This is a genomic window from Herbaspirillum huttiense (assembly GCF_047300815.1).
Taxonomy (GTDB): domain Bacteria; phylum Pseudomonadota; class Gammaproteobacteria; order Burkholderiales; family Burkholderiaceae_D; genus Herbaspirillum; species Herbaspirillum huttiense_A.
Genome location: NZ_CP178608.1, coordinates 269506 through 283015, shown reverse-complemented (window position 1 = coordinate 283015; position 13510 = coordinate 269506). Strand labels below are relative to the sequence as shown.

Below are 13510 nucleotides of genomic sequence, written 5' to 3'. Positions count from 1 at the left end.
GACGGCGACCAACGACAACGCCAATCAACCCTCACGAGTAACGCGCCATGAACATTCGAGACCTGCACGCTCAGTACACTCCCGAACGCTCCATTTTCAAGCGGTCCACTTCCGCGCACGGTGCCGCCAGCGTAGGCACCGCAGACCGCATCGAGCTCGCGCACACCGACAGCGATGCCGACGCCTGGCTGGAGCCGGCACTGTCGGATTTCATTTCGCTGGCCTCCAGCGTCTGCGGCACGCCCATGGGCATGTTCAGCCAGCTGCATGCCGACATCGGGCTGCAGCATCCTTACCTCTCCGTCAACAATGGCCGTGGCGATGCGCGCAATCAATGGTGGCGCTTCCCTGGCCAGACGGGCGTACTGCGCAATGCGGTGGACTTCTCGCTGTGCGAACTGGCCGCACGCACACCTGGCCAGATCACCGAGGTCAATGACCTCAGCAGCGACCTGCGCTTTGCCAACGGAGCGCTGGCACGCGGCAATCCGGCGGTGCGCTTTTATGCGGGTGTACCGCTGGTGTCGGGCAATGGCGACGTCATGGGCACCCTGTGCGTGATGGACCGCCAGCCGCGTACGCTCACTCCGGCACAACGTGACGCATTCCAGAAATTGGCACGCCAGCTGGAAGCGCAGATCGACAGCCATCGCGCCATGCAGAAGCTGGAACAGCAGACCATGACCGATGCCCTGACTGGCATCGGCAACCGCCGCAGCTTCGATTCGCGCCTGCGTGAAGAGTGGACGCGCCACCTGCGCAACGCCCGTCCGCTGACCATGCTGATGGTGGATGTGGATTACTTCAAGCAATACAACGATACCTACGGCCACCCGGCCGGTGATGCGCTGCTGGTGCAATTGGCGCGCGTGCTGCGCTCGCCGCTGCGGGCCAGCGATTTCCTGGCGCGATATGGTGGCGACGAGTTTTCGCTGATCCTGCCGGATACCGATGAGACTGGCGCGATGCAGGTGTCGGATCGCATCAAGAAGGCGGTGGCCCGCGTGAAGTGGCCGCACACCGACATCGAGATCAGCCTGGGCGCGGCCACCGTGACACCGTCGGAAATGTGCGACTTCAGTGCCTTGCTGCATGCGGCGGACCAGGCCATGTATCAGCGCAAGCATGGGCGTAATCCGCGCAATGCTTGACGGATGGAATCGATGAACGAGTGAGGAATTGAAATAAGATATCGGTTCGCGGCCTTTCCTGTCTCCGCCAAACGCCGCTGTGCTCACAGCGGCGTTTGTCGTTTGAGGATGCTCACCCGGCGCCGCTGTCTGTCACCGTGGAAATCAGCGCGGCACCGCAACTGGTGCGATGGCCTTCGAAAGCCACTGCAACGCCATCGACCTGGATCGTGGGATGGCCCTCGATGATGATGCAATCCTCATGCCCCTTGAGCGGGCAGGTGCAGGAGTCTCCGACGCGGGCAACGGCTTTTCCCCTTACCGCTGTACGCGCACCGGCACTGACGACTTTGCCGCCGTGGGTGGTCGGATCGCCGAGACGGATGACGCCTTTCATCTTGATCTCCTTTTCAGATGGATGACCGGCTGGTCAGTCCGAGTAGCCTTGCATATAGGTCGACCAGTCGAGGTCCTTCCTCAGCCCCCACCAAGGCAGGTAGGCGTAACCTTCGCCACGCGCGCGGAACCAGTTTTGCTCGGGATCGAAGACGCGGGAACGATCAGGTGGCGTCACCACCACCGCCGTAGCCTTGTCGGGCTCGGTCGTGCCGACCACCATCACCGGCCTGCCTTTGTGATGGGCCCAGGCGATGGCCAGTGCCACGTTGGTGATGGCTGTGCCCGCACGCATGTCGCCCAGCAATTGCGGGGTGTTGAAAGTCTGCTTGAGTACATCCAGTTCGGGCAGGCTCTGCGTCATGGCCTGCGCCAGCGTGCCGATGCGACGGCCTGCTTCTTCCGTTCCTTTGCCAGCGTCGTGGATGACATAGCGGATGTCGTAGGGTGAGATGGATGCCTGTTCTGCGGCTGACTGGATTGCGCTTTTCCACCCACTTGCGGTTCGGCTTTCTCCTTCAGTGGTAGCGAAATCCTCGACCCTGCGAACTGCGGGTCGGGCGATCCATGCAAGAGGTTCGCGGCCTGTGTTGAACTTCGGTCCCGCCAGGATCAGCAAAGTACAGTTCTCGCTGATCCGACCATACTCGGGAAACTCTGGCGCATCCATATTCATGACCCAGACCGTTTTATCCGGGTGCGCTTCCAGATAATCCATCCCGGCTGAGAGGGAAGTGAAACCGGCGCTGGCGCCGCCTCTGGCAACATTAACGTCAGCGGGGATGTTCCCAGTAGATATCTCTGGGTTATGAAACTCGAACTCTCCTTTAAATGCCTCTCGCGTGCGCTCCGACGCATCATCTGACGTCAAGATTGGGACATCAGGAATCGCAACTTCGACTCGGATGCCATGGAGTTCGCGCCACTTCTTCCGGTTCTCCGGCTGGATCGTGTAGAAGTAGTCGCTATTCAGCGCATACTGACGACCAATAGGCTTAACGATTTCTCTTAAATAATCGGATAGATAGCCTGGGAAGACGCTGCTTCCATCCTTAAATACACTTTTCCTATCGAAATTGAAGGTCAATGGCGCAATTGCTTGGATACTCGTGAACGTGGCCGGGTCTCTTCGGACCTCGTCGTCATCCTTGTTAGGCTTCGCTATTCCCAAGGTCCAAAGCAACTGCCACTCCGTCGGATAATCTCTTCGCATCAATGGGTTAAGCCATTGAACACCAAAGACCTGCACCTGAAAAATTTCTGCACTCGCAGCCACCAAGGACACTTCGTTGACTTCGATAGCTCTCGAAGAACGATGCATGACAGCAGTTACGACAAGCACCACAAGTGCCGCAATAGATAGCGGCAACAAAATGAATCGATTCTTCATGTCCTTTTCCAACGATGGGGCAGCCTTCGCCGCGAAAGCTCGTGCTGACCTCTCCTGTCAGTCCGAGTAGCCTTGCATATAGGTCGACCAGTCGAGGTCCTTCCTCAGCCCCCACCAAGGCAGGTAGGCGTAACCTTCGCCACGCGCGCGGAACCAGTTTTGCTCGGGATCGAAGACGCGGGAACGATCAGGTGGCGTCACCACCACCGCCGTGGCCTTGTCGGGCTCGGTCGTGCCGGCCACCATCACCGGCCTGCCTTTGTGATGGGCCCATGCGATGGCCAGTGCCACGTTGGTGATGGCTGTGCCCGCACGCATGCCTGTCGCGCACGGACTTGATGAGCCGCGCCAGGCGCAGCGCGGCGTGGACATAGTAGGCGCGGTGCGGGCAACGATAGACGTCGCGCCCGGGCACCGGATTGAGATGCTGCGCAGTCAGCCACAGGAACAGGCGGTCATTGAGGCCTTCCGTCCAGAGATCGGCGATGGTCGAGCAACCGTTGGCGAAGGGCCCGCCGCCCCAGTAATCGTTCTCGTTGAGCCAGACGTTCTTGCCGAATTGCCTGAGCTCGGTCTTGCTGGCCTTGTATCCCCAGCGAAAACGAATGACCGGCGAATAGTGGGACCCTGCATTGATGAAGTTCTCCGCACCGCGCCGGGGCGCAAGATAGCCGTCGGCCGTCAGTTCGGGCGTGTATTGCGCCGGCATCAGGCGTCCCGAACCCGGCCCGCTGTAGACCATCTGCTCGGGCCGCCGGGCCAGCCTTTCGTTGAGCCCCTCGCACAGGCCGCGTTCAGTGCTCTCGTACCACTCCCCGTCGGAGTTCACGCCATGCACCAGGATGATGACCCCGGGCAAGGGCAAGTGCTTGTAGAAAAGCGCCTCGCCATGGTTGGGCAAGAGGGGGACCTTGCCGCCACTCACCACGCGGCGGGATTGTGCGGCATCGGATGTCGTGCTCATGGACTCGTTCTCCTTCAGGAATCGGCGTCGAGAAAGCGAATGCGCAGCTGCTCGAATGCATCACTGGAAATCGCACCGGAAGTGCCCTTCTCATCGGTCTCCCCGGTCAGCCCGGCACCGTCACTGCGGTCGATCTCGAAGCGTGCGCCCGGCACGCTCTGGCCATCGGTCGGGCGGACCAGGACAGGCTTGCGGCCCACTGCCTCCTTGGCGAACCTGGGCAACTCGCCGGGCGTGGTCTGTGCATCGAGCCAATGATGCTTGGCCGCATGGATCGACGCCGCTCCGCTGCAACCCAGGTCGATCTTTCCTCTCCCAAGACGCAGATAGCTGCCGTCCGAGGTCGCCAGCAGGATCTCGTCGGCCGCGATGACTTGCACCTTGCCCTCGCTGGCGCTCAGCGTCAGGTTCCTGGCCGCCTCCACACTGGTGTCGTTGTGCTGCGATTGCAGCTTGAGCTGGCCCTGGTGCGCGATGAGCTTGAGGTCTTCCGACTGGGCAAACAGCGACATGCCCTTGCCTGCATTGGCCGTCAGGTGTTCGCCGCTGGCCAGCTGGATGTGGCGCAGTGCCACGGTGTCGCAGTTCTCGCCGGCATGCGTGACGGCGGTCTCGGGGGTACTGAAATGCAGGCCGGCCGGTGCCGTGATGGCGACCACCGGCGTACCGCCGTCTCCTGCGGAGGGTGCGGTATTGGAGCCATGCTCCCAATGCTGCAACTGGCGATACAGGCGCTCATGGGCAGCATGATCGGCGGCCATGGCCTGGTGTCGCGCTGCGTAATCGCCAATGCCGGTAAAGAGCTGCACGCATTGCTGCATCAGTGCGAGCGTTTCTTCCCTGGCAAGCTGGTGGCCGCTGGCGTTGAGGCGGGCAAAGGCGGTGATGAGCAGGCCATGGGCCGTGCGCAAGCAACCTGCGGCATCGGTGGCCAGCTCAAACCCTTCGCCGCGCGGTGCCGAATTTCCTTCGTTGCGTGGGGAGCCCAGCCAGCCCTGGTTGAGTTGGGTGGCAGCGTGGTCCGACAAGAGCTGGGCACTGATCTGGCCTGCGCTATCGTCGAAGCGCAGGTGGCTGTGCCGGTCCGCCTTGAATTCCTTGCTGCGGATCCCGGAGAGCGCGCTGTTCTCCGGCAGCTTGCCCTGGTGCGAAAACTGCGGCGGGCAATGCGTGCCATCGTAGAGGCAGCCCAAGGCCACCGGCTTGTCCGGATGATTCTGCAGGAAGGCGATCAGGATCTCGCTGCCGACCCTGGGCCAGAAGGCGGTGCCGAAGCCGGCATCGGCCCAGGGCTGCAAGACGCGGATGCGGGCCGAGTCAGCAGTGGAGCCGCTGGCACCGCGCTGGCCGGGGTGTTCATGCGGCCGGGCAAAGAGAAACCGGACGGCGATGCGTCCCATCTCGTCGACATCGACGTCCTTGTCACCATCGCCGACCACGACGGCACTCATCATGCCCAGCTTGGGCACCTGGTCCGGGTCATACGACGGCACGATGACGGTATCGCGCGCAACGCACTCAAATGCATTGCAGTAGACGGGTACGTCCACCGCAGCCTGGTCACCCAAGGCGGCGCGCGCCGGCAACCAGTCCTCCATCAAGGCGGCCATCCAGGGGGCGTCCAGCACCAGGGCGTTGCGCGCATAGAGCCGCAGTTGCGTGACGGTGAAGCGGCGCGCGCGTTCAGGCAAGGTATCGATATGGGGCTGCCCGCTCAGCGCGAACTGGGTTCCGGCCCGCAAGGAGCGCACCACGCTGCGGGCGCGATAGCCACGCGCCGCCAGCTCATGGGCTTGCATCCTGGTGCGGGCCATCTGCTGCTGGTGTGCACGTCCGGCCGCCAGGAAGGGCGGGCCATATTCATACTCGCCCAGGCTGCGCGCCAGGGAAAGACCTGCCTGACCTTGCTCCCTGAGCGCGCCTTCCTGCACTTCCATACACCGGTTGGATTTGTAATCGAAGGCGCTCAGCGTGACTTCGCCAGGCAATGGCTCACACCACGCTTCCCATTGATTGACGGTATCCGTACGTTCCAGGGCGTCCGCACGGTGGTAGCGCAAGGCAACGGCGGTTTGATCCGGGTAGGCTGTCGGATGGTCGGCCAGATGCAGATGATGGACCGGCTCCCCGCCCTCGAGCGTGAAGCGGAAGTGCCATGCGATCCCTTCCTGGCGCCAGATGCGCTGCAGGAAAGCGGCATCGCTCTCGCCGGCCTGCATGATGAAGGCGCGCTGCGGGTAGGTCTTGTGCAGGCCCCGCGTATGCCAGCGTAAGGCGGCGGCGAGGATGTTGTTGTCGTGGCGGTGCTCGGACAGTATCTGGTCGCTGATCTCAACTACCGAACGATCACAGAAGACACGCCAGGTCTTGCGCTGCTCCAGCAGATGCAGGGCATCGCAGAGCTCGATCTCGAAGAGCACGGCACCCGCTTCAGAATGCAGCTGCCGTACGGAAGCGGCGAGACCGCACACGAAGGCAGGACCACCGTCAACATCCTTGACGGAAAAACCGACCGGCATTCCTTGCAGATCGTCGATACCGACATCCGGCGTACTGCTGGCGCATTGCAGCCGGTAGCGCACATTGCCGCACACGGTCTCGCTTCCGCTGACTTGCAGCGCGACCAGCTGGCCTACCTGGGGGGTTGCAGAGGCTGGCCAGTGAAGCTTGAGCAGGCGCCGCTCGTGCGTCAGGAGTTTGAGCATCGCGCCCAGGGGCGCAGAGGTCATGTCGGGTGAGGCTGTCATGGAGCGAACACAGAGCCGGGAAAGCTCTGCATGCTACCGAACAGCCGGGCAAAATCATTTAGTCAAATTTCTAAATTTCAGCTTCATTGCGCGCCTGCTTTTTGCGGATAGCAAAATGTTTTGCTCAATTGCCCGTTTTCACTGAACGTAGCAAATGGAGCGCCACCAGCATCGCCAAGCCCACCACCACCGCCCCCGCCAGATACACATCCTGCACACCCGCATGGCTGGCCAGCGCACCGGCCAGCGGGCTGGTGATGCCCAGCGACAGATCCAGGAAAGCCACATACGCCCCCATGGCCAGGCCGCGCGTCTGCGGTGGTGCGCGGCGCATCGCTTCCACGCCGAATCCGGGGAACACCAGCGAATAGCCAAAACCGGTCAGTGCCGCACCCGCATAGGCCATCCAGGCGCTATCAGCCTGCCAGATCAGCAACTGGCCGCACACCTCGATGACCACACACACCAGCGCCACTTTTGCGCCACCGACCTGGTCCGGCAGATGGGCAAAGAACAGTCGCGCCACAATGAACGCCACACCGAAACTGGTGAAGGCCAGCGAGGAATCCCCCCACGACCGTGCCGCAAACAGCAAGGCAATGAATGCCGTGATGACACCGAAACCGACGCTGGAGAAGGCCAGTCCCAGTCCAGGCTGCCATACCGCACCGAGTACCTGGTAAAACGGCGTGCGGCGGCTGGCACCGGGCGCTACGCCACGCACGGGACTGACGGCCAGCAGGGCCACTATCGGCAAGAGCACGCTCACGCCGGCAATTCCCGCAAATCCCCAGGCCTTGCTGACCGCCACACCCAGCGGTGCACCGCCGGCCATGGCCGCATAGATGGCGATGCCGAGCCAGGCCATCACCTTGCCGCCATGCTGCGGTCCGACCAGGGCAATCCCCCAGCCCATGGTGCCGGTGATGACCAGGCTCTCGCCCAGCGCCAGCAGCACGCGTCCGGCCAACAGCACGGCCACCGAGAGCGCAGGCTGGTCCAGCCACAGCAGGGAGGCCAGATAAACCAGCCCCGACAGCGCCGCCGCCACGAAGCCGCTCACGACGGCTCGCTTGGCACCGCGCAGGTCAGCCACATTGCCGGCCCAGGCACGCGAGAGCAGGGCCGCAGCGAACTGCGCACCGACCACCACACCGACCACGGTGGCGTTCATGCCCAGCGCTTCTTTCAAATGCAGGGGTAGCACCGGCAACTGCAGGCCGATGGTGAGAAAGGCGATGAAGACCGCCAGCGTCAGCGGCGCCAGTGCCAGGAAGACCGACGTGCTGGAGTGAGGCTTGCCAGCCTGTTTTCCATTCATGGATATACCTCGAAGATAAGGGTTGATGGTTGCTTGCAGGAGTGCTGCGCATGGCTGCCGTTGAAGGATGGGATGATGCGCAGTAGAATGCGACGAATCCGTCATATTCGATGCGAAGCAGTATGCGACGGATTCGTCAGGTTTCCTAGTCGCATTCCATTGAGGTCTTTTTCTCTCCCCTGTCCTTGCCATGAACAAGCCCCGCCGCCCCGAGATTTCCCTGCGCAAGACACCCCAGCAGGCCCGCTCCACCGAACTGGTATCGGCGATCCTGCAAGCGGCTGTTCAGGTTTTGCTGCGCGAAGGGGCGACGCGCTTTACCACCGCGCGCGTGGCCGAGCGGGCGGGTGTGAGCGTGGGATCGGTGTACCAGTATTTCCCCAACAAGGCGGCCATCCTGTTCCGCCTGCAAGCCGACGAATGGCAGCAGACCACGGGGATGGTGCGCCAGCTGCTGCAGGATACGAACAAGCCTCCGGCACACCGCCTGCGCGAACTGGTGCATGCCTTTTTGCGCAGCGAATTCGAAGAGGCCCAGGTACGGATGGCGCTGGCCGATGCCGCACCGCTCTACCGCGATGCGCGCGAAGCTGAAGAAATGCGCCATGACTGGGACGGCATCATCGCGCACTTCATGCGCGAAGCCTTGCCGGGGGTGTCCGCACCACGGCGCAAACGCGCAGGGCAAATGATGATGACCACGCTGACCACGGCGGGCGAGCATCTCTCGCGCGATACGCCACCGGCCAAGGAAATACGCGCCTATGGCGAGGCCATGGCCGACATGTTCTGTGCTTACCTGGAGAGCCTGCAGCGCTGAATTGCGCTCATGCCTTGCGCTTGCGCGGTGCCGCCGTGGAAGCGCGCTGCACCAGTTGCGGTGTCGCGGTCACCCGCATTACGGGTGAGGGACTGCGGCCCTCGATCAGGGCCAGCAGGAGGTCGATGGACATGCGCGCGGCCTCTTCCGTGGGCACGGCCACGGTGGTCAGGGCCGGACGCGAGACCCGCGCCCACTGGATGTCGGTGATGCCGATGACCGAGATGTCGCGCGGTACGTTCAACCCGAGATCGGCGATGGCATTCATCGCACCCAGTGCGGGCAGGTCATTGCTGGCGAAGATGGCCGTCAGTGCCGGCTCTTCGCGCAGCAGCGTCATGGTGGCCTGATAGCCCGCCTCAACCGTATCACCGATGTAGCGCGCACTCTGCAAGGTGTGCTTGATGCCAGCCGCGGCGCAGGCCTCGACGAAGCCTCGGTAGCGTTCGGCATGGATGCCGCTCTTCTTGCTGCCTACCAGCGCGCCGATGTGGCGATGGCCCAGCCCCAGCAGGTGCTGCGCAGCCGTCGCCCCGGCCGCATAGAAATCCACTGCGATGCAGGGCAGCTCGGGCGGGGCATCCGGTTTCTCCCACATGCACAGCACCACCGGGGCACCGCGCTGCTCGGTCTTCTTCAACTCATCCATGGGCAGGTTGGCGTTCATGATGAGCACTCCATCGGAGAGCGTGCCGGCAATCTGGTCCAGATAGGCGCGGCCGGTATCGGGATCGTCGTTGGTGTTGCAGACGATCAGGAAGCGGCCCCGCTCGCGCGCCGCACGCTCGGCCGCCAGCGCGAACTCCGGATAGAACGGGTTGGCGATGCTGGAGACCACCAGCGCCAGCGTCGGCGCACGCCCTTCAGCGAGCGCGCGCGCAGTCAGGTGCGGGCGATAGCCGAGCTGGGCGACTGCCTCCAGCACGCGCTGGCGCGTCTGCTCGCCGACCTTGCCGCGCTGGCGCAAGACGTTGGACACAGTGGCCGAGGTGACACCGGCCAGACGGGCGACTTCGGATAAGGTGGTCATGGGTGCATGGAGTTGGAAGCCCTCGCATTCAAACCGCTTATGCCAGGCTTGTCAACGCGCACGGACCACCGGCATTGGCCGCAATGGGTGCGATACGCAAGAAAAATTGAGAAATGATTTACGCCTTTCGCGGGCCATCACGGCCGCGCTTGCTGACAAAACGCTGGCGGTTTCCGGTTACAGGATTGTTGTTGCAGAGGCCATCCAAGATGGGTATGATCGACCAAAATATTTGCCAACCCAAGACGGCAACACGCTCAGAACAACGACGTGGAGACAACCCCCGATTGCACACAGGAAACTCAGGCGATCTTTTTTTTGGGTCACTTGATTAAGCGCTTAACCTGACGCCCCGCCTGCCTCGTGGCGCCCTGCCCTGCAATCCATTTCTGTTAGGAAATCGTGATGGCCAGCATCAGCTTGCGTGCAGCACAAAAAGCCTACGGCGACGCACCGCCGGTAATCCGCAATGTCGACCTCGACATTGGCGAACATGAATTCTGTGTCTTCCTGGGTCCGTCCGGCTGCGGCAAATCCACGCTCCTGCGCAGCATCGCGGGGCTGGAGGATCTCACCAGCGGCGACCTTTACATCGGCGGCAAGCGCGTCAATGACGTGCCTTCGGCGCAGCGTTCGGTGGCGATGGTGTTCCAGAGCTATGCGCTGTTCCCGCACATGACGGTGTATGAAAACATGAGCTTCGGCCTGACCCTGGCCAAGCTGCCCAAGGCCGAGATCGAACAGAAGGTGCGCGAGGCCGCACGCATCCTGCAGCTGGAAGAACTGCTGCTGCGCAAGCCCAAGGAACTCTCCGGCGGCCAGCGCCAGCGCGTGGCCATCGGACGCGCCATCGTGCGCCGTCCCGGCGTGTTCCTGTTCGACGAACCGCTCTCCAACCTCGACGCCACCCTGCGCAGCCAGACCCGTATCGAGATCGCCCGCCTGCATCGCCAGTTCGAACAGGCCAGCGTGGTCTACGTCACGCACGACCAGGTCGAGGCCATGACCCTGGCCGACCGCATCGTGCTGCTGCATGCCGGTGCCGATACCCAGCGCTTCGGCAGCATCGCCCAGGTCGGTGCGCCCATGGAGCTGTATCACCATCCGCGCAACCGTTTCGTGGCCGGCTTCATCGGTTCGCCGCGCATGAACTTCCTGCCCGCGCAGGTGGTGAATACGCAGGAAAACGGCATCCTGATCCGCCTGCAGCAGAGCGACGAAACCCTGCTGGTGGCGGCCAAGGGGCCGCTGCAGCCGGGCCAGCCGGTGACCCTGGGCGTGCGCCCCGAACACATGGACATCGGCAACCAGGGCCAGTACGGCATCACCCGCGAAGTGATGCTGGTGGAGCGCCTGGGCGAGCAGACCTATGTGCACCTGGACGAACCGGCCGGCCAGCCACTGGTGGCCAAGGCCCCGGGCGATGCCCACATCGCGCGCGGCGAGCGCCTGCGCGTGTCAGTCGCGCCAAGCTGCGCCTATCTGTTCGATGCGGACGGCGTGGCGCTGGCACGCACACAAGTTCATCCGGGCCTGGCTGCCGCCGCCTGATCAGGCAGTGCGCACGCGCCCTCTTCTCTTGACGCTTCACTACCGCTAAGGAACCACGATCATGTCGTTACGATTGGGAGTCTGTTACTACCCCGAACATTGGCCAGAGACCATGTGGGAAAGCGATGCCCGGCGCATGAAGGCGCTCGGCATCAAGCAGGTGCGCATCGGCGAATTCGCCTGGAGCCGCATCGAACCTTCGCCTGGCGAGCTGCGCTGGGACTGGTTGGACCGCGCCATCGAGGTACTGGCCAGCCACGGCCTGGAAGTGGTGATGTGCACCCCGACCGCGACCCCGCCCAAGTGGCTCATCGACCGCCATGACGACGTGCTGGCGGTGGACGCCAACGGCCGCGAGCGCGCCTTCGGTTCGCGCCGCCATTATGATTTTTCCTCGGACTCGTACTACGAAGAATCGCAGCGCATCGTGCGCCTGCTGGGCGAACGCTACGGCCAGCATCCGGCGGTGACCGCCTGGCAGCTGGACAATGAATACGGCTGCCACCAGACCGTGGTCAGCTATTCGCCCTCGGCCCAGCGCCGCTTCCGCCAGTGGCTGCGCCAGCGCTATGGCAGCATCGATGCGCTCAATACCGCCTGGGGCACGGTGTTCTGGAGCATGGAATACCGCAGCTTCGACGAGATCGATGCGCCCGTCGGCACCGTCACCGAGGCCCATCCCTCGCATCGCCTGGACTATCGCCGCTTTGCCTCGGACGAAGTGGTGCGCTACAACCGCATGCAGGTCGAGATCCTGCGCCCGCTCTCGCCGGGCCGGCTGATGGTGCACAACTTCATGCAGATGTTCCTGGAGTTCGATCATTATCCGGTAGCGGCCGACCTCGATGTCGCCACCTGGGACAGCTACCCGCTGGGCGCACTCGAAGTGATGTGGTACGACGCCGAAACGAAGGCCCGCTGGCTGCGCACCGGCCATCCCGATTTCGCCAGCTTCAACCACGACCTGTATCGCGGCATGTCGGCCCAGCCCTTCTGGGTGATGGAACAGCAGCCCGGCCCGGTGAACTGGGCGCACTGGAATCCGGCCCCGCTGCCCGGCATGGTGCGCTTGTGGAGCTGGGAAGCCTTCTCTCACGGAGCCGGTTGCGTCTCCTACTTCCGCTGGCGCCAGTGCCCGTTCGCACAGGAGCAATTGCACGCCGGGCTGAACCGTCCTGACAATCGTCTCGACGTGGGCGGCACCGAAGCCGAACGCGTGGCCCAGGAAATCATCGCGGTGGAAAACGCCAGCGGTGCCCTGGCCCAGCCGCGCGGCAAGGTGGCGCTGCTGTTCGACTACGATGCCAAATGGCTCTTCGAGATCCACTTCCAGGGTATCGACTTCGAGTATGCGCATTTCGCCTTCGACTATTACTCGACCCTGCGTTCGCTCGGTCTGGACGTGGACATCGTCCCCCTCAACGCCGACCTGCAAGGCTACGCCATGATCGTGGTGCCGCCGCTGCCCATCGTGCCGGACGACCTGCCGGGCCGCATCGCAGAGAGCGGCGCGCAGGTGGTGTTCGGGCCGCGCAGCGGTTCCAAGACCAAGTCGCTGCAGATTCCCTCGACCCTGCCGCCGGGCCCGCTGCAACAATTGTTGCCGATGCGCGTATGGCGCGTGGAATCGATGCGCCCCAACGTCAGTGAAACAGTACGGTTCGGTACGGAAGAAGGCCAGGCCCGCTACTGGCGCGACCTGATCGAAGCCGATGGCGACGGCCTGCAGACCATCGCCACCTTCGCCGACGGCCATCCGGCCATCGTGCAGAAGGAGCGCGCGCACTACCTGGCCGGCATCTTCGATGCCGGGCTGACCACGCACTACTTCGAGCACGTGGCGCGCGCGGCCGGACTGGCCCCGCAACGCCTGCCGGAAGGCTTGCGCCTGCAGCAGCGCGGCGGCCTGCAGTTCGCCTTCAACTACAGCGACGCACCGATTGCGCTGCCGCACGCCGACGGTGCGCAGTTCCTGGTCGGACAGGCGGCGCTGGAACCGCAGGGCGTGGCGATCTATCATCCGCGCACGCAAGGATAAGCAACACGCCGGCCTCACTCTGGAAGACAGCACGGCCGCTGCGGCAGCCGTGCATGAGCAGGCAACAGAACCTGCGCAGCAACGCCTTACCGTGAACCCAAAAGAACCTGGAAGATCCACGAC

Annotated in this window: 9 protein-coding genes and 1 pseudogene; 4 read left to right on the top strand and 6 right to left on the bottom strand. The window is 63.3% G+C overall.

Going from position 1 to position 13510, the window contains the following annotated elements; all coding sequences use genetic code 11:
• Nucleotides 1–62: 62 nt before the first annotated feature.
• Entirely contained in the window at nt 63–1151 is a 1089-nt protein-coding gene (locus ACLRDN_RS01335; RefSeq protein ID WP_413460453.1) for a GGDEF domain-containing protein, read from the top strand.
• A 112-nt stretch (nt 1152–1263) separates the two neighbouring features.
• Here the strand turns inward: ACLRDN_RS01335 and ACLRDN_RS01330 are convergent, their stop codons facing one another.
• From ACLRDN_RS01330 to ACLRDN_RS01310, 5 genes and pseudogenes are all read right to left on the bottom strand, one after another.
• Nucleotides 1264–1527: a PAAR domain-containing protein gene (locus ACLRDN_RS01330; RefSeq protein ID WP_413458646.1), complete on the bottom strand. Its 264-nt coding sequence runs from the start codon at nt 1525–1527 to the stop codon at nt 1264–1266.
• A 33-nt stretch (nt 1528–1560) separates the two neighbouring features.
• Complete coding sequence (locus ACLRDN_RS01325; protein WP_413458645.1) at nt 1561–2916, bottom strand: hypothetical protein; 1356 nt, start codon at nt 2914–2916, stop codon at nt 1561–1563.
• 57 nt (nt 2917–2973) lie between these two features.
• Nucleotides 2974–3234, bottom strand: a pseudogene (locus tag ACLRDN_RS01320) (hypothetical protein); the annotation flags it as partial.
• A 660-nt stretch (nt 3235–3894) separates the two neighbouring features.
• Nucleotides 3895–6609, bottom strand: a complete 2715-nt coding sequence (locus ACLRDN_RS01315) for a type VI secretion system Vgr family protein (RefSeq protein WP_413458644.1) — start codon at nt 6607–6609, stop codon at nt 3895–3897.
• A gap of 142 nt (nt 6610–6751) precedes the next feature.
• Nucleotides 6752–7948 carry an arabinose transporter gene (locus ACLRDN_RS01310; RefSeq protein WP_413458643.1) on the bottom strand — a complete coding sequence of 399 codons (1197 nt, stop codon included), beginning with the start codon at nt 7946–7948 and terminating at the stop codon, nt 6752–6754.
• A 190-nt stretch (nt 7949–8138) separates the two neighbouring features.
• On the opposite strand from ACLRDN_RS01310, the gene ACLRDN_RS01305 reads away from it, so the two are divergent.
• Nucleotides 8139–8768: a TetR family transcriptional regulator gene (locus ACLRDN_RS01305; protein ID WP_413458642.1), complete on the top strand. Its 630-nt coding sequence runs from the start codon at nt 8139–8141 to the stop codon at nt 8766–8768.
• Nucleotides 8769–8775: 7 nt separating this feature from the next.
• On the opposite strand, the gene ACLRDN_RS01300 is transcribed toward ACLRDN_RS01305, so the two are convergent.
• On the bottom strand, nt 8776–9798 hold the full coding sequence (locus ACLRDN_RS01300) for a LacI family DNA-binding transcriptional regulator (protein ID WP_413458641.1): 1023 nt from the start codon (nt 9796–9798) through the stop codon (nt 8776–8778).
• Between the two features lie 405 nt (nt 9799–10203).
• On the opposite strand from ACLRDN_RS01300, the gene ACLRDN_RS01295 reads away from it, so the two are divergent.
• Nucleotides 10204–11349 (top strand): ABC transporter ATP-binding protein, encoded by a 1146-nt coding sequence (locus tag ACLRDN_RS01295; RefSeq protein ID WP_413458640.1) that lies wholly within the window; start codon nt 10204–10206, stop codon nt 11347–11349.
• Nucleotides 11350–11410: 61 nt separating this feature from the next.
• Nucleotides 11411–13387 carry a beta-galactosidase gene (locus ACLRDN_RS01290; protein ID WP_413458639.1) on the top strand — a complete coding sequence of 659 codons (1977 nt, stop codon included), beginning with the start codon at nt 11411–11413 and terminating at the stop codon, nt 13385–13387.
• The last annotated feature ends 123 nt before the right edge of the window (nt 13388–13510 follow it).

Coding starts and splice junctions, on each gene's coding strand:
- ACLRDN_RS01290 (WP_413458639.1), top strand. CDS start 11,411: ATGTCGTTACGATTGGGAGTCTGTTACTACCCCGAACATTGGCCAGAG.
- ACLRDN_RS01305 (WP_413458642.1), top strand. CDS start 8,139: ATGAACAAGCCCCGCCGCCCCGAGATTTCCCTGCGCAAGACACCCCAG.
- ACLRDN_RS01315 (WP_413458644.1), bottom strand. CDS start 6,609: ATGACCTCTGCGCCCCTGGGCGCGATGCTCAAACTCCTGACGCACGAG.
- ACLRDN_RS01330 (WP_413458646.1), bottom strand. CDS start 1,527: ATGAAAGGCGTCATCCGTCTCGGCGATCCGACCACCCACGGCGGCAAA.
- ACLRDN_RS01295 (WP_413458640.1), top strand. CDS start 10,204: ATGGCCAGCATCAGCTTGCGTGCAGCACAAAAAGCCTACGGCGACGCA.
- ACLRDN_RS01325 (WP_413458645.1), bottom strand. CDS start 2,916: ATGAAGAATCGATTCATTTTGTTGCCGCTATCTATTGCGGCACTTGTG.
- ACLRDN_RS01310 (WP_413458643.1), bottom strand. CDS start 7,948: ATGAATGGAAAACAGGCTGGCAAGCCTCACTCCAGCACGTCGGTCTTC.
- ACLRDN_RS01300 (WP_413458641.1), bottom strand. CDS start 9,798: ATGACCACCTTATCCGAAGTCGCCCGTCTGGCCGGTGTCACCTCGGCC.